Here is an 18,212-nt window from a genome sequence, read left to right as displayed (position 1 = left end):
CTCAATTCCCAGTCTACGCCAATCCTGCGGCCGAGACTAACCCTCCGCGGCCGCTGGCGGCAACGCCATCACCGCCTCCGCCTTGTGGCAGGCGGCGAGATGCGCCCCGCCCACCTTGCGTAGCTCAGGCAGGGCTTCGCGGCAATGCTGGTCGGCGAGCGCGCAACGCGCGACATAGGGACACCCCGTGGCCGCCGCGGATTGCGAGGCGATCGCCTGGGCCCCGCGCCGCCGCCGGCCACCGCCGGCGCGTGCCCGCGGCACGGCGTCCAGCAGCGCCCGCGTATAGGGATGGGCGCAGTGCTCGAACAGATCCTCGGGGCGGCCCTGCTCGACGATCCGGCCGAGATACATCACCGCGACCTCGTCGCAGAGATAATCCACCACGGCGAGGTCATGGCTGATCAGGACGTAACTGAGGCCGAATTGTTCCTGCAGGTCCTGCATCAGGTTGAGGACCTGGGCCTGGACGGAGACGTCGAGTGCGGAGACCGGCTCGTCGGCCACGATCAGCTTCGGCTGCGTGACCAGCGCGCGCGCAATCGCGATGCGCTGGCGCTGGCCGCCGGAGAATTCGTGCGGATATTTCTCCATGTCGGCATCGCGCAGGCCGACCTGGCGCAGCACCGCAGCGACACGGTCGCGGAAATTGGTGCGGTCGGCGTCTTCCAGCACGGTCAGCGGCTCGGCCACGATGCGCGCGATGGTCTGGCGCGGGTCGAGTGAGCCGTAGGGGTCCTGGAACACCATCTGGAAATCGCGTCGCGCGCGGCGCAGCTCGTCGGCGGAGATGCGGTTGAGGTCGCGGCCGAGCAGCGCGACCTGCCCCGATGTCGGCCGCTCCAGCGCCATCACCACCCGGGCAAACGTCGACTTGCCCGAGCCGGACTCGCCGACGATGCCGAGGCTCTTGCCGGCCTGGACCTGCGCGCTGACACCGTTCAGTGCACGCACCTGGCCGGGCGGGCGGAACAGGCTTTCACGGGGCAGCGTGTAGCGCTGCTCGAGATCCTTCACGTCGAGAAGAGGCGCGGCGGTCATGCGGACAGCGCTCCGACATTCGCGGCCATCGAGACATCGGTGCGCACGCAGCGCACGCCATGGCCGGCGCCGACTTCGACCATCGGCGGCAGCGCCGCGCGGCACTTGTCCTCGACCAGCGAACAGCGCTCACCGAAGGCGCAGCCCGCGGGCAGATCGGCAAGCTCCGGCACGGTGCCCGCGATCGTCATCAGCCGCGTCCCCTTGCGCGCGCCGAGCTTCGGGCGGGCGCGGAACAGGCCCTGCGTGTAGGGATGGCCCATGCGGCGGAACACCTCGTCGGTCGGCCCGCTCTCGACGACGGTGCCACCATACATCACCATCATGCGCTGGACGTTCTCGGCGATGACGCCGAGATCGTGCGAGATCAGGATCATGGACATGCCGCGCTCCTCGACGAGATCGGCGATGAGGTCGAGGATCTGGCCCTGGATGGTGACGTCGAGCGCGGTGGTCGGCTCGTCCGCGATCAGCAGATCGGGCTCGCAGGCCAGCGCCATCGCGATGGTGACGCGCTGGCGCTGGCCGCCGGAGAACTGGTGCGGATAGGCATCGACGCGCTTGGCGGGGTCCGGCAGCCCGACGCGGTCGAGCAAGGCAATGGCCTCCTGCCGCGCCTGCGCCGCCGAATATTTCTTGTGACGCCGCAAGGGTTCTGCGACCTGATGGCCGATCGTGTGCATCGGGTTGAGCGCGGTCATCGGCTCCTGGAAGATCATGCTGATGCGGTTGCCGCGCAGGCGGCAGTAATCCGCATCCTTGAGCCCGGCGAGCTCGCTGCCGTCGAGCTTGATGCTGCCGGTGACGATTGCGCTGTCCGGCAACAGGCCCATCAGCGACATCGCGGTGACCGACTTGCCGCAGCCGGATTCACCGACGAGCCCGAGCGTCTCGCCGCGCTTCAAGGTGAAGCTGACGCCGCGCACGGCTTGCGCCGGCCCGCGGCTGGTGTTGAGACGGACGCCGAGATTGGCAACTTCGATCAGCGGCATGGTCGAGCGCTCGCTCATCGTCATCGCTCCCGTGCCAGCCGGGGATCGAGCAAGTCGCGCAATCCGTCACCGAGCAGATTGAGTCCGAGCACGGCGACCGCGATGGCGGCGCCCGGATAGACCGCGAGCATCGGCGACTGGAACAGCAGCGTCTGCGCGTCGTTCAGCATCCGTCCCCAGGACGGCTGCGGCGGCTGCGTGCCGAGGCCGAGATAGGACAGAGCGGCCTCCGCGAGAATGGCGAGCGCGAACTGGATGGTGACCTGCACGATCAGGATCGACAGGATGTTGGGCAGCACGTGCTCGACGGTGATGCGAAACCTGCCCTTCCCCGCGGCACGCGCGGCCAGCACGAATTCCCGCGCCCAGATCGCGTTGGCCGAGCCGCGTGTCAGCCGGATCAGCGTCGGGATCTGGAAGATGCCGATCGCGATGATCGAGGTCACCATGCCAGGCCCGACGACCGCGGCGAGCATGATCGCGGAGAGCACGGCCGGAAAGGCGAAGGTGAAGTCGGAGAAGCGCATGATGATCTCTTCGGTCCAGCCGCGCCGCGCCGAGGCGATCAGGCCGAGGCAGACGCCGAAGGTGAGACCGATGCTGACCGCGATGACGCCGACCATGATGGTGGAACGGGCGCCGGCGAGCAGCAGCGAGACGATGTCGCGGCCGAAGGAATCGGTGCCGAGCCAGTGCTCGGCCGAGGGCGGTCGGAGTTTCGAGGCGATGTCGATCTCGTAAGGCGACCACGGCGTCCAGACCAGCGAGAGCAGCGCCGAGGCAAGCACCAGCAGGCTGAGCGCGCCGCCCAGCACGAAGCTGCGATGGCGCAGGGCGCGGCGCCAGAAGGTGCGCGCGGGCAGCGGGCGCGTGGCGACCGGCGCATCCATCGCGGTGGTCAGGGGCGCGCTCACAGGTCGTGCACCTTGATGCGGGGATCGATGAAGGCATAGAGCACGTCGACCACGAAATTGACTGCTACGACCATGGTCGCGAGCAGCATCACGCAATTGCGCACCACGATCAGGTCGCGGTTGGCGATCGACTGGAAGATCAGGCGGCCGAGGCCCGGCAGATAGAACACGTTCTCGATCACGATGGTGCCGGCGAGCAGATTGGCGAATTGCAGGCCCATCACCGTCATCACGGGGATCATGGCGTTGCGCAGCACGTGACGCCACAGCACCTCGCGCTTGCCGAGGCCCTTTGCCCGCGCGGTGCGGACGAAATCCTCGCGCAGCACCTCGAGCACGGCCGAGCGCGTGACGCGGGCGAGGATCGCGGCCTGCACCACCGCGAGCGAGACCGCCGGCAGCAGCAGCGACTTGATCCCCAGCCAGAAGCCGTCCTCCCAGCCGGCGAAGCCGCCCGCCGAAAGCCATTGCAGCCTCACCGAAAACAAGAGAACGAGAAGGATCGCGAACCAGAAATTCGGCAGCGCGATGCCGATCTGGGTCAGCGACATCACGCCGACATCGCCGAGCTTGTTGTGATTGGCGGCGGTGTAGATGCCGGCCGAGAGCGCCAGCGTCACCGTGACCGACATCGCCATGATCGCGAGTGGGATGGTCAGCGTCAGCCGCTCCGCGATCAGGCTGGCGACCGGCGTGCCGTAGACATAGGAGTTGCCGAGATCGCCGACCAGGAGCCCCTTGATCCAGTGCAGATAGCGGACCGCCAGCGGCTGGTCGAGCCCGAGCTTGACGGTGAGCGCGCGCACCGCATCCGGCGAGGCATCCGCGCCCATCAGCATCTGCGCGGCGTTGCCCGGAAGCGCATCCAGCACCAGGAAGATGATCAGCGATGCGCCGATCAGCGTCGCCAGCAGGGTCAACAGGCGTCGGAGGACAAATACGCTCATGCGCGACCGGTCTCGGGGCTCATCCGCGGCACGATCAACATGTCCGGACGGCGGACGCAAGTCCTTTGCGCGCAAGTCCTTTGCTGCATGCGCATGTCGTCATTCCGGCCAGCGCGACAGAAGGTCGCTTGACGCCTCGAACAGCGCGCTCGCGCGCAGCAGTTCGGCATCAGCCCGGAAACGGCCGACGAGCTGAAGCCCGATCGGCAGGCCGTCGCGGCCAAAACCCGAGGGCAGGCTGACGGCGGGATGCCCGGTCATGTTGAACGGCATGGTCCAGGGGAACCAGTTCGGCCGGACGCTGTCGAAATGCGCCCCGTCGATCTCGATGGTGCCGAACAGGTCCTGCTTGATCGGCAGAGCGGTGCGCGTGAGGGTCGGCATCGCCAGGAAATGGCCGCGCGCAAGCAGGGATTGCACACGGCGGAACAGCGCGGTGCGCGCGAACATCGCCTCCTGGTAGTCGACGCCGCTGACCTCGGTGGCGAGCGCGAGCTGCTTGAGGAAGGCCTCGCTCAGCTCGTCCTTGTGCTCGGCCGCGAGCCTGGCAAAGCGCGTGCGCCAGAGGGTGTGGTTGATGGCGCGCCAGATCGGCTCGATGTCGAAACCCTCGCCGGAGAATTCCTCGAGCTCGGCGCCGAGCCCGGCCAGCCGGTCGAGGCTGGCCCTGAAGCTGGCCGCGACCTCGGCGGACACCGGACGGCCCGGCGGCGTCAGGCAGTACAGGACCCTCTGCCCGCGCAGATCGCCGCGCGGGGCGGCGGTACCGACGAAATCGGGAGCGGGAACGCCGATCGACCAGGGATCGCAGGCGTCCTCGCCCGCCATCGCCTGCATCATCAGCGCGGTGTCGGCGACGGTGCGGGTGGTCGGCGTGACATAGGTCTGGTTGCCGAACACATCCAGCGCCTGGCTGTGCGGGATGACGCCGTTGCTCTGCTTCAGGCCCACCACGCCGTTGCAGGCGGCCGGAATCCGCGTCGAGCCGCCGCCGTCGGTCGCGATCGCGAGCGGCGCGATGCCGCTGGCCACGGCCACCGCCGCGCCGCCGCTGGAGCCGCCGGAGGAGCGGCAGGCGTCCCACGCATTGCGCGTGCGGCCGAATAGCGGCGAATCCGTCAGGCACTTGCTGCCGAATTCCGGCGTCGTGGTCTTGCCGATCAAGATCGCGCCCGCGCTGCGCAGCCGCGCGACCGCGACGGCATCCTCGTTCGGCAAATTGTCCTTGTAGGGAACGGCGCCGAAGGTGGTCTTGACGCCCCTGGTGTTGACGATGTCCTTGACGGTGACGGGGATGCCGTGCAGCAGGCCGAGCGGCTCGCCGGCCATGACCTTGCGCTCGGCTTCGCGCGCGGCCGCCATCGCCTCGTCGCCGCAGATCGTGATGAAGCAGTTCAGTTCGGGCTGGAGCGCCTCGGCGCGGGCGAGCACGGCGCGGGTGAGCTCGACGGGGGAAATCGTCCTGGCGGCGATGAGGCCGCGCAGCTCGGTTGCGGACAGCAGGCAGGGATCGCCGTTCATCGTCACATCACGCGCTCCGAAGCCGGCCCCCGTTGGCCGGCCATTGACAGCGAGAATGACAGTTTTGTTAACTCGCCGTCCAATACGATTTTGGACAGCAACCCATACGTTTTCGGTATGCCAATGGATCTTCGCCGGCTCCGCTATTTCGTCGCCGTGGCCGAGGCGCGCAGCGTCGGCAAGGCCGCCGAGCGGCTGCGCATGGCCCAGCCGCCGCTCTCGGTGCAGATCCGCAAGCTGGAGGCCGAGGTCGGCACGCCGCTGTTCCGCCGCGGCACGCGCGGCATGGACCTGACCGAGGCGGGCCAGGCGCTGCTGGCGCGCGCCGGCGAGGCGCTGGCGCTGGCAGCCGACGGCGTCGAAGCCGCGCGCGCGGTCGCGGCCGGCAGCCGTGGTCGGCTGTCCGTCGGCTACATGTTCGTGCTGGCGAACGCGATGCTGCCGCGTCTCATCCCCGAGCTGCGCCGATCGATTCCCGGCGTCGACCTCGACTTCGCCGAGCTCAGTGCCTCGACGCGTGAGGCGCGGCTGCTCGACCGCAGCGTCACCGTCGCGCTGTGCATGCCGGCGATCCACCATCCCGAAATCCAGGTGGCCCGGATCGGCACGCAACCATTCATGCTGGCGATGCCCAACCGTTCGCCGCTTGCGCGCCTGAGCGCGGTGCCGATGGCACGATTGCAAGGCCGTCCGCTGATCGCGCTGCCGCCTCCGGACCGGGACCCCTCCTCCTCCGTGGTCGCGGCCCTGCTGCGGCGGCATCAGATCGTGATGCCGATCGCCGGCCGGGTGGAGACGGTGCATTCGGCGATGAGCCTGGTTCTCGCCGGTGAAGGTCTTGCGATCCTGCCCGCCTGCGCGCAGCTCGGCGCGCCGCGCGGCGTCGTGTTCCGGCCGCTGCGGGACGCCACCGACTCCTTCGACGTCGCGGTCTGCTGGCGCCGGGACTCGCACAGCCCGCTGATCCGCACCTTCCTCAAATGCGCCGAGAAGGTCGTCGCGCCGCTGTGACGGGCTACAAGGGCCAGGTGATCTCGTGGCTCCAGGGCGGATCGGCGCCCGGGCGGGTGCAGGTCAGGCCGGCGCAGTTGGCGGCAAAGGACAGTGCGCGGCGGAGCTCGTCGGCACCGATATCCTTCAGCGGCTGCCGCGCCAGACGCCCCTGCTTGTGCAGAGCGAACAGCAGCGCCGCCTGAAAGCTGTCGCCGGCGCCGATGGTGTCGGCGACCGCGACCCTGGGCGCGGCGGCCTCGACCTGCCCTGCCCCCGCGTGCCAGGCGATCGCGCCATTATCGCCGCGGGTGATGACGACGAGGCTCGTGCCCTGCCCCAGCAACGCGTTCGCGCGCTGTTGATAGGGCTCCTCGCCGAAGAGGTAGGCGAAGTCGACGTCCGACATCTTGATGAGATCGGCGGTCCCCGCGAACTCGGCCATGCGCGCGAGATAGGCCGGCTTGTCCTTGACGAGGTTGGGGCGGCAGTTCGGATCGAACGAGATCGTGGACAATGCGCGCGCGTCCGCGATCAGGGCTTTGGTCTCGGCGGCGCCGTGGTCGTTGACCAGCGTGGTCGAGCCGACATGGAGAACTTCGACCGTCTCGAAGGGAATGGAGCCGCGCCGGTAGGTCCAGTTCCGCGTCGCGGTTTCGGCATCATAGAAGGCGTAATGCGACTCGCCCGCGACGATACGCACGAAGGCGAGCGTGGTCTGGTGGTCGCTGCGGGTGGCAAGGCCGAGCTCGACGTTGGACGCGGTCGCGTGATCGGCCATCATGCGCCCGAACATATCGGTCGAGATGCCGCCGACAAAGCCGGTCGGCGCGCCCAGCCGCGCCATGCCGATCGCGACGTTGAGACAGGAGCCGCCGACCGCGGGCATCACGGCCTCGCGACCTTCCGCGTTTCGCGTCGGCACGAAATCGATCAGCGCATCGCCGCAGGAAATCAGCATTCGTCTTAATCCTTGGGAACGTCGGCCATCGCGGCACGGCTGCCGCGATCGACCTCGCGCAGCAGCTTGTACACCTCGCGCTTGCGGGAATGAAACGCGGCCATGTCGGGCGCGGTCGGCTCGCTCTTGCGTCCCAGCGCCGACATCTTTGCCATGGTCTCGCCGATCGAGGCATAGGCGCCGCCGGCGACCGCCCCCAGCATCGCGGCACCCAGCAGCACCGGCTCCTTCGTCTGCGGAAGCGCGACGGTGAGGCCGGTGGTGTCGGCCATGATCTGCCGCACCAGCGGACTGCGGCTGGCGCCCCCGCCCATGATCATGATGCTGGAACGCACGCCATGCGCGGCAAAGGCCTCAATCACCTCGGCCAGCCCATAGGCAAGACCGCAGAGACCGGCGACGAACAGCCGTTCCATCGAAGCGATATCGGTGTCGAGATCGAGGCCGGCGATCACCGCGCGGGTGTCAGGGTCAGCATAGGGCGAGCGATTGCCGATGAATTCGGGAAGCACATGCACATCGCGGGCGAGCCGCGCGGCGCGGCTGGCATCGCCGGCGCGCGCGATGATGCGGCGCTCGAGGAAGTCGATGAGGTCGAGGCCTTCACTCCGCGCCGCCGCGATCGCCTCGGCAAAGCCCGGATGCGATTTGAGGAGATGATCGATCGCAGCCCCCGCGGCCGACTGGCCGCCCTCGTTGAGCCAGACGTCCGGCACCATCCCGGAATAATAGGGACCCCACACGCCCGGCACGAAGCAGGGCTCCCTGGTCGTCGCCATGATGCAGGCCGACGTTCCCATGATGTAGGCGAGGCGGTCGCCGACATCGCTCGTCCCGCCTGCGCCGTCGCGGCCGCCGATCGCGCCGATGCCGCCGGCATGGGCGTCGATCAGCGCCGCACCGACCGGCGTGCCGGCCGACAGGCCGAGCTCCGCCGCGGCCGCGCGGGTGAGACCCGCGCCGAGCCGGGTGCCGGGGGCGACGATCTCGGTGCCGATGCGCGCGTATTTCTCGGCAACGAAATCGGACAGGCCGATGCGCTTGAAGAATGGCGCGCTCCAGCCGCCGCCGTCATGGGCGAGATAGTTCCACTTGCAGGTGACGGTGCAGGTCGAGCGCTGCAGCGAGCCGGTCGCACGCCAGGTCAGGTAGTCTGCCAGATCGAAGAAATGACCCGCAGCATCGAAGCTTGCGCGCAGATGCCGCTTCAGCCAGAGCAGTTTCGGCATCTCCATCTCGGGCGAGATCGAGCCGCCGACATAGCGCAGCACCGCGTCCTCGGTCTCGTTGATCAGCCGCGCCTCCGCCGTGGCGCGATGGTCCATCCAGACGATGACGTTGCGCTGCGCCTCGCCCGAGGCACTGACGGTGAGCGGCTCGCCCTGCCGGTCGAGCACCACCAGGGAACAAGTGGCGTCAAAACCGATGCCGCCGACGCCATCGGGTGCGATGGCAGCTTCCGCCATCGCCGCCCGCACGGATTTCACGCAGGCGTCCCAGATGTCTTGTGACGACTGCTCGACGATGTCGCCGGCCTCGTGCCAGATCCTGATCGGATGTTTGGCCGTGGCCAGCAGCGTGCCGGCCTCGTCAAACACCCCTGCCCGCGTGCTCGTGGTCCCCACGTCGACGCCGATATACGCTCGCGGCATTGTCGCTCCCGGTCGCTCTCGTCAGTTTTGACGGTAGCCTACCAGCATGTGTAGCCGCCATCCACCAGCACGATGCTGCCGGTCATCAGGCTCGCGGCCTCCGAAGAAAGGAACAGCACGACGGAGGCGATCTCCTCGACCTGCCCCATCCGCGCCATCGGGGTTCCGCCGATCCAGGCGTCGTACATTTTTGGATTGCTCTTCACGAAGGCGTTGAGCGGCGTCTCGATATAGGTCGGCGCCACCGCGTTGACGCGGATGCCGCGCGCGCCCCATTCGGCGGCGAGCGACTTGGTCAGGTGGTGCACCCCGGCCTTCGACGCGTTGTAGAAGGACTGCTCCTGCGGCTTGTTGACGATGAAGCCGGACATCGAGCCGACATTGACGATGGTGCCGCTCTTCGCCTTCAGCATGTGCTTGCCGAATTCGCGGCAGCACCAGAAGGTGCCGTTGAGATTGACGTCGATGACGTTGAGCCAGTGCTCGTCGGTCACGGTCTCCGCTGGCGTCTCGCTGCGGGCGATGCCGGCATTGTTGACGAGGATGTCGACCTTGCCGTGGCGGGCGACGATGTCGCTCGCCACTTCCGCCACCCGCTTGGTGTCGGTGACGTCCATGATCGCGGTCTCGACGTCGTAGCCCTTCGCTTTCAGCTCGGCTTTCGCGCTGTCGGCGACCTTGCCGTCACGGTCGCCGATCACGACCCTGGCGCCGGCCTCGGCCAGCGCCTCGGCACAGGCAAGGCCAATGCCCTGCCCGCCGCCGGTGATGAACGCGGTCTTGCCGTTCAGCTTGAATTTTTCCAGGTACATGTTGGCCTTTCCGTCTCTTGCCGTTTTCTTTGCCGTTTCTCGTCAGCCGCGAAGCGCGTTGCCGCTCGCGTCGAAGCAGTGGATGCGCGCGGGGTCCGGCAGCAGCGACACGCGGTCGCCGGCATGCAGGCTCAATTCGCCGATGTAGCGCGCCGTCAGCATGCCGAGCGGGCCGGCATCGACGTAAAGGAACGTGTCGCTGCCGAGATGCTCGGCGACCGCGATCGTCCCCTGCCAGCCGCCGGCGCCGGCGCGCTCGATCTTCAGATGCTCCGGCCGCACGCCGATGGTGGCCGCGCCCTGCTGCGCGGCGCTGTCGCCGGTGACCAAATTCATCTTGGGCGAGCCGATGAAGCCGGCGACGAAGAGATTGGCGGGCTTCTCGTAGAGCTCCAGCGGCGAGCCATATTGCTCGATCTTGCCGGCGTTGAGCACCACGATCTTGTCGGCCATGGTCATGGCCTCGACCTGGTCATGGGTGACGTAGATCGCGGTGGTGCCGAGCTGCTTCTGCAGCCGCGTCACCTCGATGCGCATCTGCACCCGCAGCGCGGCGTCGAGGTTCGACAACGGCTCGTCGAACAGGAAGGCCTTGGGCTCGCGCACGATGGCACGGCCGATCGCGACGCGCTGGCGCTGGCCGCCGGACAGCTCGCGCGGCTTGCGGTCGAGATAGGGCGTGAGGTTCAGCGTCGCGGCGGCCGCCTCGACCTTGCGGTTGATCTCGTCCTTCGGCAGTCCCGCCATCTTCAGGCCGAAGCCGATATTGCCGCGCACGCTCATATGCGGATAGAGCGCGTAGGACTGGAACACCATCGACAGCCCGCGCTTGGCGGGCGGCGTGTCGACGACGTTCTTGCCGTCGATGAGGATTTTGCCGCCGCTGACGTCCTCAAGGCCCGCGATCAGCCGCAACAGCGTGGTCTTGCCGCAGCCGGAGGGGCCGACGAACACCACGAAGGAGCCGTCGGCGATGTCGAGGTCGGCGCCCTTGATGATGTGCACGGGACCGAAGGATTTCTGCACGTCCTGAAGTGTAATCTGACCCATGATCCGGCAGCCCTTCTACTTCACCGCGCCGAAGGTGAGCCCGCGCACGAGCTGCTTCTGGCTGAACCAACCGAGGACGAGAATGGGCGCGATCGCCAGCGTGGACGCCGCCGACAGTTTTGCCCAGAACAGCCCTTCCGGGCTCGAATAGGAGGCTATGAACGTGGTGAGCGGCGCAGCGTTCGAGGTCGACAAATTGAGCGTCCAGAACGCCTCGTTCCAGGCCAGGATCAGGTTGAGCAGCATGGTCGAGGCCAGGCCCGGGATCGCCATCGGCGTCAGCACATAGATGAGCTCGCGGCCGATGGTGGCCCCGTCCATGCGCGCGGCTTCCAGGATGTCGCGCGGGATCTCCTTGAAATAGGTGAACAGCATCCAGATCACGATCGGCAAATTGCCGAGGCAGAGGATGAAGACGAGGCCGATGCGGGAATCGAGCAGGCCGAAAGACTTGTAGATCAGGTAGATCGGAACCAGCACGCCGACCGGCGGCATCATCTTGGTCGAGAGCATCCAGAGCAGGATGTCCTTGGTGCGCTTGGTCGGCGAGAACGCCATCGACCAGGCCGCGGGAATCGCGATCAGCAGCGCAATCAGCGTCGAGCCGCCGGCAATGATGACCGAGTTCATGGCGTGAAGGAAATAATCGCTGCGCTCCTGCACCGTCGCGTAGTTCTCCGTCGTCCAGTGGAAGAACAGGAAGGACGGCGGGATCGCGAAGGCCTCCAGCTCGGTCTTGAAGCTTGCCAGCACCATCCACAGGATCGGGAAGAAGATCAGGAAGCCGAAGAACCAGGCGCCGATCGTCGAGACCACCACCCGCTGCGTCGTTGACTTGCGCGCCATGATGTCAGGCCTCCAGGTTGCGGCCGACGATGCGGACGAGGAAGAAGGCGACGACATTGGCGATCACCACCGCGACGAGGCCGCCCGCGGAGGCGCTGCCGACGTCGAACTGGATCAGCGCCTGCGAATAGATCAGGAAGGCGATGTTGGTGGTCTGCAGTCCCGGGCCGCCGCCGGTGGTGACGAAGATCTCGGCGAACACGGTGAGCAGGAAGATGGTCTCGATCAGGATCACCACGGTGATGGGACGCGCCAGATGCGGCAGCGTGATGTAGATGAAGGCCGAGACGGCGCTCGCGCCATCCATCTCGGCGGCCTCCTTCTGCTCCTCGTCGAGCGATTGCAATGCGGTCAGCAGGATCAGCGTCGCGAACGGCAGCCATTGCCAGGCCACGATCAGGATCACCGCGAGCAGCGGCACGTCGGTGAACCAGTCGATCGGGGTCAGCCCGAACAGCTTGGCGAGCCAGGCGAACAGCCCGGAGACCGGGTGCATCAACAGGTTCTTCCAGACCAGCGCGCTCACCGTCGGCATCACGAAGAACGGCGCGATCACCATCAGCCGCACGATGTTGCGCCCGATCACCGGCTGGTCCATCAGCAGCGCCAGGGGAATGCCGAGCAGGATGGTCAGCGCCAGCACCGAGCCGACCAGCACCAGCGTATTCTGGAGCGAGGCGAGGAAAGCGGGATCGGTGAGGAAGTAGCGGAAATTCTCGAGACCAACGAACTCTTCCGAGCCGGGATCGAGCAGGCTGTAATGCAGCGTCGAGAAGTACAGCGTCAGCGCCAGCGGGACGATCATCCAGATGAAGAGCAGGCCGACCGCAGGCGTCAGGAGCGCGCGCGCCAGAAATTGCGTCTGCCGGGTTGCCATCCCTGACGTCTCCTCTGGGGAAGACGGCGGCCATCCGTCCGGCTCGGGCCGGTGGATGGCCGCCAGTTGGAGCTCAGGAGGGAGAGCTCGGGTTCACTTGATGTAGCCGGCGCGCTTCATCTCGCGCTCGGTCACCGATTGCGCCGCGGTGAGCGCGGCATCGACCGTCATGGAGCCCGACAGCGCGGCGGAGAATTGCTGGCCCACCTGGGTGCCGATACCCTGGAATTCGGGGATCGCGGCATATTGCACGCCGACGTAAGGAACCGGCTTCACCGTCGGCTTGTTCGGATCGGCGGCATCGATCGAGGCCAGCGTCAATTTGGCGAAGGGCGCGACCTTCAGATATTCAGGGTTCTCGTACAGCGAGGTGCGCGTGCCCGGCGGCACGTTGGCCCAGCCGTCCTTGGACGCCACGAGCTTGGTGTAGTCCTTGCTCGTCGCCCAGGCGATGAACTTCTCGGCAGCTTCCGACTTCTTCGAGCCGGCGGGGATTGCGAGACTCCAGGCCCACAGCCAGTTGGCGTTCTTGCCGAGGCCGGTGTTGGGCGCGAGCGCGAAGCCGACCTTGTCGGCGACCTTGGACTCCTTGGGATTGGAGACGAAGGACGCCGCCACCGTGGCGTCGATCCACATCGCGCACTTGCCGGCGTTGAACAGCGCCAGATTCTCGTTGAAGCCGTTGGAGCTCGCGCCGGGAGGGCCGGCCTCCTTCATCAGATTGACGTAGGTCGTGAGCGTCGTCTTCCATTCCGGCGTGTTGAACTGCGGCTCCCACTTCTCGTCGAACCAGCGCGCGCCGTAGGAATTGGCCATCGCCGAGAGGAACGCCATGTTCTCGCCCCAGCCGGCCTTGCCGCGCAGGCAGATGCCGTAGACGCCGCCGCTCTTGTCGGTCAGCTTCTTGGCGGCGTCGACGACGAAGTCCCAGGTCGGCTTTTCCGGCATCTTCAGGCCGGCCTTCTCGAACAGATCGGTGCGGTACATCACCATCGAGCTCTCGCCGTAGAACGGCGCAGCGTAGAGCTTGCCGTCGACGGAGACTGCATCCTTGATCTTGGGCAGGAGGTCGGCGACGTCGTAGTCGGCGCCGAGATTGGCGAGCGGCACCAGCCAGCCCTTCTTGGCCCAGATCGGCACCTCATAGGTGCCGATGGTGAGCACGTCGAACTGGCCACCCTTGGTGGCGATGTCGGTGGTGACGCGCTGGCGCAGCACGTTCTCCTCCAGCGTCACCCATTTGACTGATATGTCCGGGTTCTTCTTGGTGAACTCGCCGGTCAGCCCCTGCATGCGGATCATGTCGCCGTTGTTGACGGTGGCGATCGTCAGGGTGGTTTCGGCCATCGCGGGGACGGCCAGCAGCACAGACGCGCCGCAGACGGCGCCGAGGACGTATTTCACGGTGACCTCCCTCAACTCGCGCTTTGAGCATATGCTCACGCGTTGGGCGTATGTTCGGATGGGGGATGGCGCTTGTCAAGCAGCCGCGCGGGCGTTTGCGCAACTTATGAGTGCTGCGGTGCGGGAGGGGATCGGAGGGAAGTCGTCATGCCCGGGCTTGTCCCGGGCATCCACGTTCTTCGTGCCGCAAGAAAGACGTGGATGGCCGGGTCAAGCCCGGCCATGACGATGTGGAAGCACTCGCGGCTTGCTCCACCTCTCCCGCCTGCGGGAGAGGTCGTATCGCATCGCAGATGCGATACGGGTGAGGGCTTTCTCCTCTTGGGGAATCTTGCCAGCGGAGAGACCCTCTCCCCAGCCCTCTCCCGCAAGCGGGAGAGGGAGCGCAGTCCCGTCGCCGCTACCGCAGACGACCCTACCGCTCCAGGATCGCCCGTGCCGTCGCCTCGTCCGTGATCAGGCCGTTGATCAGGCCTCCGCTCAGCGCCGCCGCGATCGCCGGCACTTTGGCCGCGCCGACGGCGGCGCCGATCGTCGTGGTCTTCGCCGGCACTTCCGGCGGGATGCTGGTGAGGCGCTTGTTGGTGCCGGCCTTGAGCAGGCGTCCCCTGGAATCATAGGCCCAGCCGGTGATCTCGCCGATGGCGCCCTGCCGCATCATCTCGAACAATTCGTCGCGGGCGACGAAGCCGTCGACATGCACCTGCGCCTTCTGGTCCATCTGGCCGATGCCGACGAGGCGCAAATCCGCCTTGGCTGCGACCGCCTTCACCTTCGCGATCGGCTCGATCCGCACCATCTTGTTGCGCTCGTCCTCCGAGGACATCAGGAACGGCAACGGCATCGGGTAGTGCCGCGCGCCGGTGCGGTCGGCGAGCCGGCCGACGGTGTCGTAGAAGCTCGCCGAACCGTCGGCGGAAATGTTGCCGACCAGCGAGACGATCTGGTGATTGGGCCGGTCGATCGGCGTGACGCGTTCGACGGCGGCGCGCACCGCCCTTCCCGTGCCGAGCGCGACGATGACGGGCGTCTCGGAGCGCAGCGTGGCATCGAGCAGGTTGGCGCAGCGTTCGGCGATGCCTGCGGTGGCCTGCGGTGCGGCAGGATCTTCCGGCACCACCTCACAATGGACGAGATCGAACCGCGCCTTCAGGCGCGCCGCCAATTCCATGCAGGCGGCGATGGGATGCTCGAGCCGGAAGGTGATGAGCCGTTCGGCGAGGCATAGCGACACCAGCCGCTGCGCCGAGGCGCGCGAGACCTGAAGCATTTTTGCGATCTCGTCCTGGGTGTGGCCGGCAATGAAATAGAGCCAGCCGGCCCGCGCGGCGTCGTCGAGTCTCGATTTGTCGTTCTCAGCGGCCATGGCGGGCGTCAGGCGTCCTTCCAGAAGTCAGTCATGCGCGCGAAGACCCGGTCGGCCCCGGCACTGGACAATATAGCCTGCCCGTCACGCGCGCGATAATGGCTGCCGCCGACAAATCCCCAGACGGTCATGCCTGCCGCCTTGCCTGCCTGCACGCCGCTGACGCTGTCCTCGATCACCAGCGTGCGCGCGGGCTCCGCGCTCATCTGCGCCGCCGCGTGGAGAAAGAGATCCGGCGCCGGCTTGCCGTTCCTGACCATCTGCGCCGTGTAGAGCCGCGCGCCGAAATGCGCCCGAAGGCCGGTGACGTCGAGTGAGAGCGAGACGCGGTCAAGGTCGCTGGACGAGGCCACGCAGAACGGCACGGCGAGTCCGGAGATCACCGTCCCCACCCCCGGGATCGGTTCAAGCGAGGCCGAGAACGTCTCCAGCACGCGCGACTTCAAACGCGGCAGAAAGCCGTCCGGCACGACCTGCCCGAGATCGTGGTAATGCTGCTCGATGGCCTTGGTGCTGCGCCCGAGAAACAGTTCGAGCGCCTGCGCTTCGCTGAGCGCGAGGCCGAACTCGGCCAGCACCTCGGACAGGCAGCGACAGCTCAGCACCTCGCTATCGACCAGCACGCCGTCGCAATCGAAGATGATGAGATCATATCCCGGCCGACCTTGGTCCATCCGGTTATTCGATCATATACCCATCAAGTGAGCAATAGCTCAACTAGGCATAGTGTCTCGGGCAAGGTCACCGCATCTCTTGCGAGAGCGTGGAACATGGAAGCATCCACATCGTCATGGCCGGGCTTGTCCCGGCCATCCACGGCCTTCTTCGACGGCGCCGAAGAACGTGGATGCCCGGGACAAGCCCGGGCATGACGGCCCCTTATGCGGTTGTGCTAGCGTCGCCGGACTTTGCTCCATCAATGGGCCACCTGCCGGTAGATCGCCGGCAGCGCCGCAGGCAATCGCTTGATGTTGCCGACGATGGCATAGCCGCTGCGTCCGAACAGCGTCGGAAAATAGCATTGCGCGGTCGCGTCGACCGTCACGCCGAAGACCGCGATGCCGAGCCGGCGCGCTTCCTGCACGGACTTCCTTGTGTCCTCGACCGCAAAGCGCCCCTCGTAATGATCGACGTCGTTCGGCTTGCCGTCGGTGAGGACGAGCAGCAGCTTCTTGCGCTGCGGCTGGCGCGCGAGTTCCGCCGAGGCGTGGCGCACCGCGGCGCCGATCCGCGTGTAATAGCCGGGCTTGAGCGCGCCGATCCGGCGTTCCACGGCGCCGCTCATCGGCTCGCCGAACGCCTTGATCGTCTCGAGCCGCACCCAGGACCGCCGGCGCGAGGTGAAGGTCAGGATGCTGTGGTGATCGCCGCAGGCCGACAGCCCGTGCGCGAGCACCAGCAGCGCCTCCTTCTCGACGTCGAGCACCCGATAGCCATCGACCCAGGCATCGGTCGACAGCGAGACATCGACGAGCAGCGTGACGGCGAGATCGTGGCCCTGCGGCCGCATGGCCATGTGGACGCGATCGAGACCCGCGCCATTGCCGCCGGCGCGGAGATCGCAGCGTGCGCGCACCAGCGCATCGAGGTCGAGATCATGCCCGTCCGCCTGCGCGCGCAGCAATTCGTGGCGCGGCCGCAGGATCTCGAAGCGGCGGCGCACCTGGCGGATGTGCCGGCGCATGGTCTCGTCAGGCGTCCAGCTCTCACCTTGCTCGGACGCGGCATCGGCGAGCACGCGGCAATGATCGGGCAGATAGGAGCCGCTGCGATAGTCCCATTCCGGATAGGTCAGATCCGCATTCAGGCGCGAGGCGTCGAGGGCTTCCGGCGGCAAATCGAGATCGAATTTGAAGCGGCTCGCCGGCTTGCCGCTGCGGCGGCTGAGCGCGATCTCCTCGAGATCGTCGGCCGCCTTCTGCGCGTCTTCGTCATCGCTGTCGTCGGCCGGGCGATCGACATTGACCATCTCGGCCATCGCAAGGATCTTTTCGAAGCGGTTGAGCACGAAGGGATCACGGCGACTGGCACCGTCCTCGCGCTCGCGGATGGCGAAACGCTTGCGATTGTCCTGGGCCGCGGGCTCCGCACCGCCCGCGCACTCGTCCTCGCCGGCATGGGCAGGCGACAGCTCGCGCGTCCAGCAATCGCCCCAGAGCGGGCACGGCAGCAGCGAACGATAACCCGGCGGCGCCTTGTCCGGCAGCGGCGCGGTTCCCATCATCGCCGGCCACAACGTGCCCGCGGGCGCAGGTCCCGTCCCGAGCAGGGTGAGAACGATCCGTTCGATCTCCTGCTCGATGCGTGGCAAAGGGCGCTGCGGCCGCACCGTTGCGGTTGCCGCGGCAAGCTGTGCGCAATCGGCGACGAGCCCGGGGAATTGGGTGAGCACGAAGACCGCCGTCTCGGCGGCGCGGCGCAGCAGCAGCAGATCGCGCCTCAGCGGATCGGCCTCCACGATCGTCTCGACCGGCGCGACCGCGAACCATGCCGCGAGCCAGCGATAGAGAGATGCGTTCAGGTCACGGTCAGGAAAGATCGCGATGCGATCGGGCAGGAAGATGGTTGCGGCGTCACGGCCCGGCTGCTCGAGACGTTCGTCGCCGAGACCGATGCGTTGTCGCCAGCCGAGCCGGTGCCCGGACCTGCGCGCGCCGGCGCTTGCGATCTGCACGCCGGCCTCGCCGCCGAGCGCGCGGAACATCACCGCGATCCGGCCCCTCACCTCGGCAAGCGAGACCGCTTGATCGGCGTGGACCGGATAGCTCGCGGTGCCGCCGACCATCCGGTGCCAGGCGCGGCCGACCGTTTCCTCCAGTTCGAGGAAGTCGAGCATGGG

Annotated in this window: 16 protein-coding genes; 1 reads left to right on the top strand and 15 read right to left on the bottom strand. The window is 67.2% G+C overall.

Going from position 1 to position 18,212, the window contains the following annotated elements:
- Nucleotides 1-36 precede the first annotated feature (36 nt).
- The 5 genes from AC1RUR_RS06065 to AC1RUR_RS06045 form a co-directional block, all read right to left on the bottom strand.
- The gene (locus AC1RUR_RS06065; RefSeq protein ID WP_492842180.1) at nucleotides 37-1,041 is read right to left on the bottom strand and encodes an ABC transporter ATP-binding protein; all 1,005 of its coding nucleotides are present in this window, start codon (nucleotides 1,039-1,041) and stop codon (nucleotides 37-39) included.
- Nucleotides 1,038-2,051 (bottom strand): ABC transporter ATP-binding protein, encoded by a 1,014-nt coding sequence (locus tag AC1RUR_RS06060; RefSeq protein WP_492842179.1) that lies wholly within the window; start codon nucleotides 2,049-2,051, stop codon nucleotides 1,038-1,040. The genes AC1RUR_RS06065 and AC1RUR_RS06060 overlap by 4 nt, the downstream gene beginning before the upstream one ends.
- 2 nt (nucleotides 2,052-2,053) lie before the next feature.
- On the bottom strand, nucleotides 2,054-2,947 hold the full coding sequence (locus AC1RUR_RS06055) for an ABC transporter permease (RefSeq protein WP_492842178.1): 894 nt from the start codon (nucleotides 2,945-2,947) through the stop codon (nucleotides 2,054-2,056).
- The gene (locus AC1RUR_RS06050) at nucleotides 2,944-3,894 is read right to left on the bottom strand and encodes an ABC transporter permease (RefSeq protein ID WP_492842177.1); all 951 of its coding nucleotides are present in this window, start codon (nucleotides 3,892-3,894) and stop codon (nucleotides 2,944-2,946) included. The genes AC1RUR_RS06055 and AC1RUR_RS06050 overlap by 4 nt, the downstream gene beginning before the upstream one ends.
- A gap of 99 nt (nucleotides 3,895-3,993) precedes the next feature.
- On the bottom strand, nucleotides 3,994-5,415 hold the full coding sequence (locus tag AC1RUR_RS06045; RefSeq protein ID WP_492842176.1) for an amidase: 1,422 nt from the start codon (nucleotides 5,413-5,415) through the stop codon (nucleotides 3,994-3,996).
- Between the two features lie 123 nt (nucleotides 5,416-5,538).
- Here AC1RUR_RS06045 and AC1RUR_RS06040 point away from each other — a divergent pair, with 123 nt between their 5' ends.
- Nucleotides 5,539-6,426 (top strand): LysR family transcriptional regulator, encoded by an 888-nt coding sequence (locus AC1RUR_RS06040; protein WP_492842175.1) that lies wholly within the window; start codon nucleotides 5,539-5,541, stop codon nucleotides 6,424-6,426.
- Nucleotides 6,427-6,430: 4 nt separating this feature from the next.
- Here the strand turns inward: AC1RUR_RS06040 and AC1RUR_RS06035 are convergent, their stop codons facing one another.
- The 10 genes from AC1RUR_RS06035 to AC1RUR_RS05990 form a co-directional block, all read right to left on the bottom strand.
- The gene (locus tag AC1RUR_RS06035; RefSeq protein ID WP_492842174.1) at nucleotides 6,431-7,366 is read right to left on the bottom strand and encodes a carbohydrate kinase family protein; all 936 of its coding nucleotides are present in this window, start codon (nucleotides 7,364-7,366) and stop codon (nucleotides 6,431-6,433) included.
- A 5-nt stretch (nucleotides 7,367-7,371) separates the two neighbouring features.
- On the bottom strand, nucleotides 7,372-9,018 hold the full coding sequence (locus AC1RUR_RS06030) for an FGGY-family carbohydrate kinase (RefSeq protein ID WP_492842173.1): 1,647 nt from the start codon (nucleotides 9,016-9,018) through the stop codon (nucleotides 7,372-7,374).
- Nucleotides 9,019-9,056: 38 nt separating this feature from the next.
- Nucleotides 9,057-9,830 carry an SDR family NAD(P)-dependent oxidoreductase gene (locus tag AC1RUR_RS06025; protein WP_492842172.1) on the bottom strand — a complete coding sequence of 258 codons (774 nt, stop codon included), beginning with the start codon at nucleotides 9,828-9,830 and terminating at the stop codon, nucleotides 9,057-9,059.
- A gap of 42 nt (nucleotides 9,831-9,872) precedes the next feature.
- On the bottom strand, nucleotides 9,873-10,880 hold the full coding sequence (locus AC1RUR_RS06020; protein ID WP_492842171.1) for an ABC transporter ATP-binding protein: 1,008 nt from the start codon (nucleotides 10,878-10,880) through the stop codon (nucleotides 9,873-9,875).
- Between the two features lie 15 nt (nucleotides 10,881-10,895).
- Nucleotides 10,896-11,726 (bottom strand): carbohydrate ABC transporter permease, encoded by an 831-nt coding sequence (locus tag AC1RUR_RS06015; RefSeq protein ID WP_492842170.1) that lies wholly within the window; start codon nucleotides 11,724-11,726, stop codon nucleotides 10,896-10,898.
- A gap of 4 nt (nucleotides 11,727-11,730) precedes the next feature.
- Nucleotides 11,731-12,603 (bottom strand): carbohydrate ABC transporter permease, encoded by an 873-nt coding sequence (locus tag AC1RUR_RS06010; protein ID WP_492842169.1) that lies wholly within the window; start codon nucleotides 12,601-12,603, stop codon nucleotides 11,731-11,733.
- 93 nt (nucleotides 12,604-12,696) lie between these two features.
- Nucleotides 12,697-13,950, bottom strand: coding sequence for an ABC transporter substrate-binding protein (locus AC1RUR_RS06005; RefSeq protein ID WP_492842400.1), 1,254 nt, complete (start codon nucleotides 13,948-13,950; stop codon nucleotides 12,697-12,699).
- 472 nt (nucleotides 13,951-14,422) lie between these two features.
- On the bottom strand, nucleotides 14,423-15,373 hold the full coding sequence (locus AC1RUR_RS06000; protein WP_492842168.1) for a sugar-binding transcriptional regulator: 951 nt from the start codon (nucleotides 15,371-15,373) through the stop codon (nucleotides 14,423-14,425).
- Nucleotides 15,374-15,381: 8 nt separating this feature from the next.
- Nucleotides 15,382-16,047: an HAD family hydrolase gene (locus AC1RUR_RS05995; protein WP_492842167.1), complete on the bottom strand. Its 666-nt coding sequence runs from the start codon at nucleotides 16,045-16,047 to the stop codon at nucleotides 15,382-15,384.
- Nucleotides 16,048-16,289: 242 nt separating this feature from the next.
- Nucleotides 16,290-18,209, bottom strand: coding sequence for a nitric oxide reductase activation protein NorD (locus tag AC1RUR_RS05990; RefSeq protein ID WP_492842166.1), 1,920 nt, complete (start codon nucleotides 18,207-18,209; stop codon nucleotides 16,290-16,292).
- Nucleotides 18,210-18,212 lie beyond the last annotated feature (3 nt).

The organism is Bradyrhizobium sp. GW821-FHT12B03, assembly GCF_058807535.1.
This window is presented reverse-complemented; position numbering and strand designations above follow the sequence as displayed.

Bases quoted from the DNA above. Each gene is read 5' to 3' on its own strand.
- AC1RUR_RS06065 (WP_492842180.1), bottom strand. From the start codon at position 1,041: ATGACCGCCGCGCCTCTTCTCGACGTGAAGGATCTCGAGCAGCGCTAC.
- AC1RUR_RS06060 (WP_492842179.1), bottom strand. From the start codon at position 2,051: ATGAGCGAGCGCTCGACCATGCCGCTGATCGAAGTTGCCAATCTCGGC.
- AC1RUR_RS06050 (WP_492842177.1), bottom strand. From the start codon at position 3,894: ATGAGCGTATTTGTCCTCCGACGCCTGTTGACCCTGCTGGCGACGCTG.
- AC1RUR_RS06045 (WP_492842176.1), bottom strand. From the start codon at position 5,415: ATGAACGGCGATCCCTGCCTGCTGTCCGCAACCGAGCTGCGCGGCCTC.
- AC1RUR_RS06040 (WP_492842175.1), top strand. From the start codon at position 5,539: ATGGATCTTCGCCGGCTCCGCTATTTCGTCGCCGTGGCCGAGGCGCGC.
- AC1RUR_RS06035 (WP_492842174.1), bottom strand. From the start codon at position 7,366: ATGCTGATTTCCTGCGGCGATGCGCTGATCGATTTCGTGCCGACGCGA.
- AC1RUR_RS06030 (WP_492842173.1), bottom strand. From the start codon at position 9,018: ATGCCGCGAGCGTATATCGGCGTCGACGTGGGGACCACGAGCACGCGG.
- AC1RUR_RS06025 (WP_492842172.1), bottom strand. From the start codon at position 9,830: ATGTACCTGGAAAAATTCAAGCTGAACGGCAAGACCGCGTTCATCACC.
- AC1RUR_RS06020 (WP_492842171.1), bottom strand. From the start codon at position 10,880: ATGGGTCAGATTACACTTCAGGACGTGCAGAAATCCTTCGGTCCCGTG.
- AC1RUR_RS06015 (WP_492842170.1), bottom strand. From the start codon at position 11,726: ATGGCGCGCAAGTCAACGACGCAGCGGGTGGTGGTCTCGACGATCGGC.
- AC1RUR_RS06010 (WP_492842169.1), bottom strand. From the start codon at position 12,603: ATGGCAACCCGGCAGACGCAATTTCTGGCGCGCGCGCTCCTGACGCCT.
- AC1RUR_RS06005 (WP_492842400.1), bottom strand. From the start codon at position 13,950: ATGGCCGAAACCACCCTGACGATCGCCACCGTCAACAACGGCGACATG.
- AC1RUR_RS06000 (WP_492842168.1), bottom strand. From the start codon at position 15,373: ATGGCCGCTGAGAACGACAAATCGAGACTCGACGACGCCGCGCGGGCC.
- AC1RUR_RS05995 (WP_492842167.1), bottom strand. From the start codon at position 16,047: ATGGACCAAGGTCGGCCGGGATATGATCTCATCATCTTCGATTGCGAC.
- AC1RUR_RS05990 (WP_492842166.1), bottom strand. From the start codon at position 18,209: ATGCTCGACTTCCTCGAACTGGAGGAAACGGTCGGCCGCGCCTGGCAC.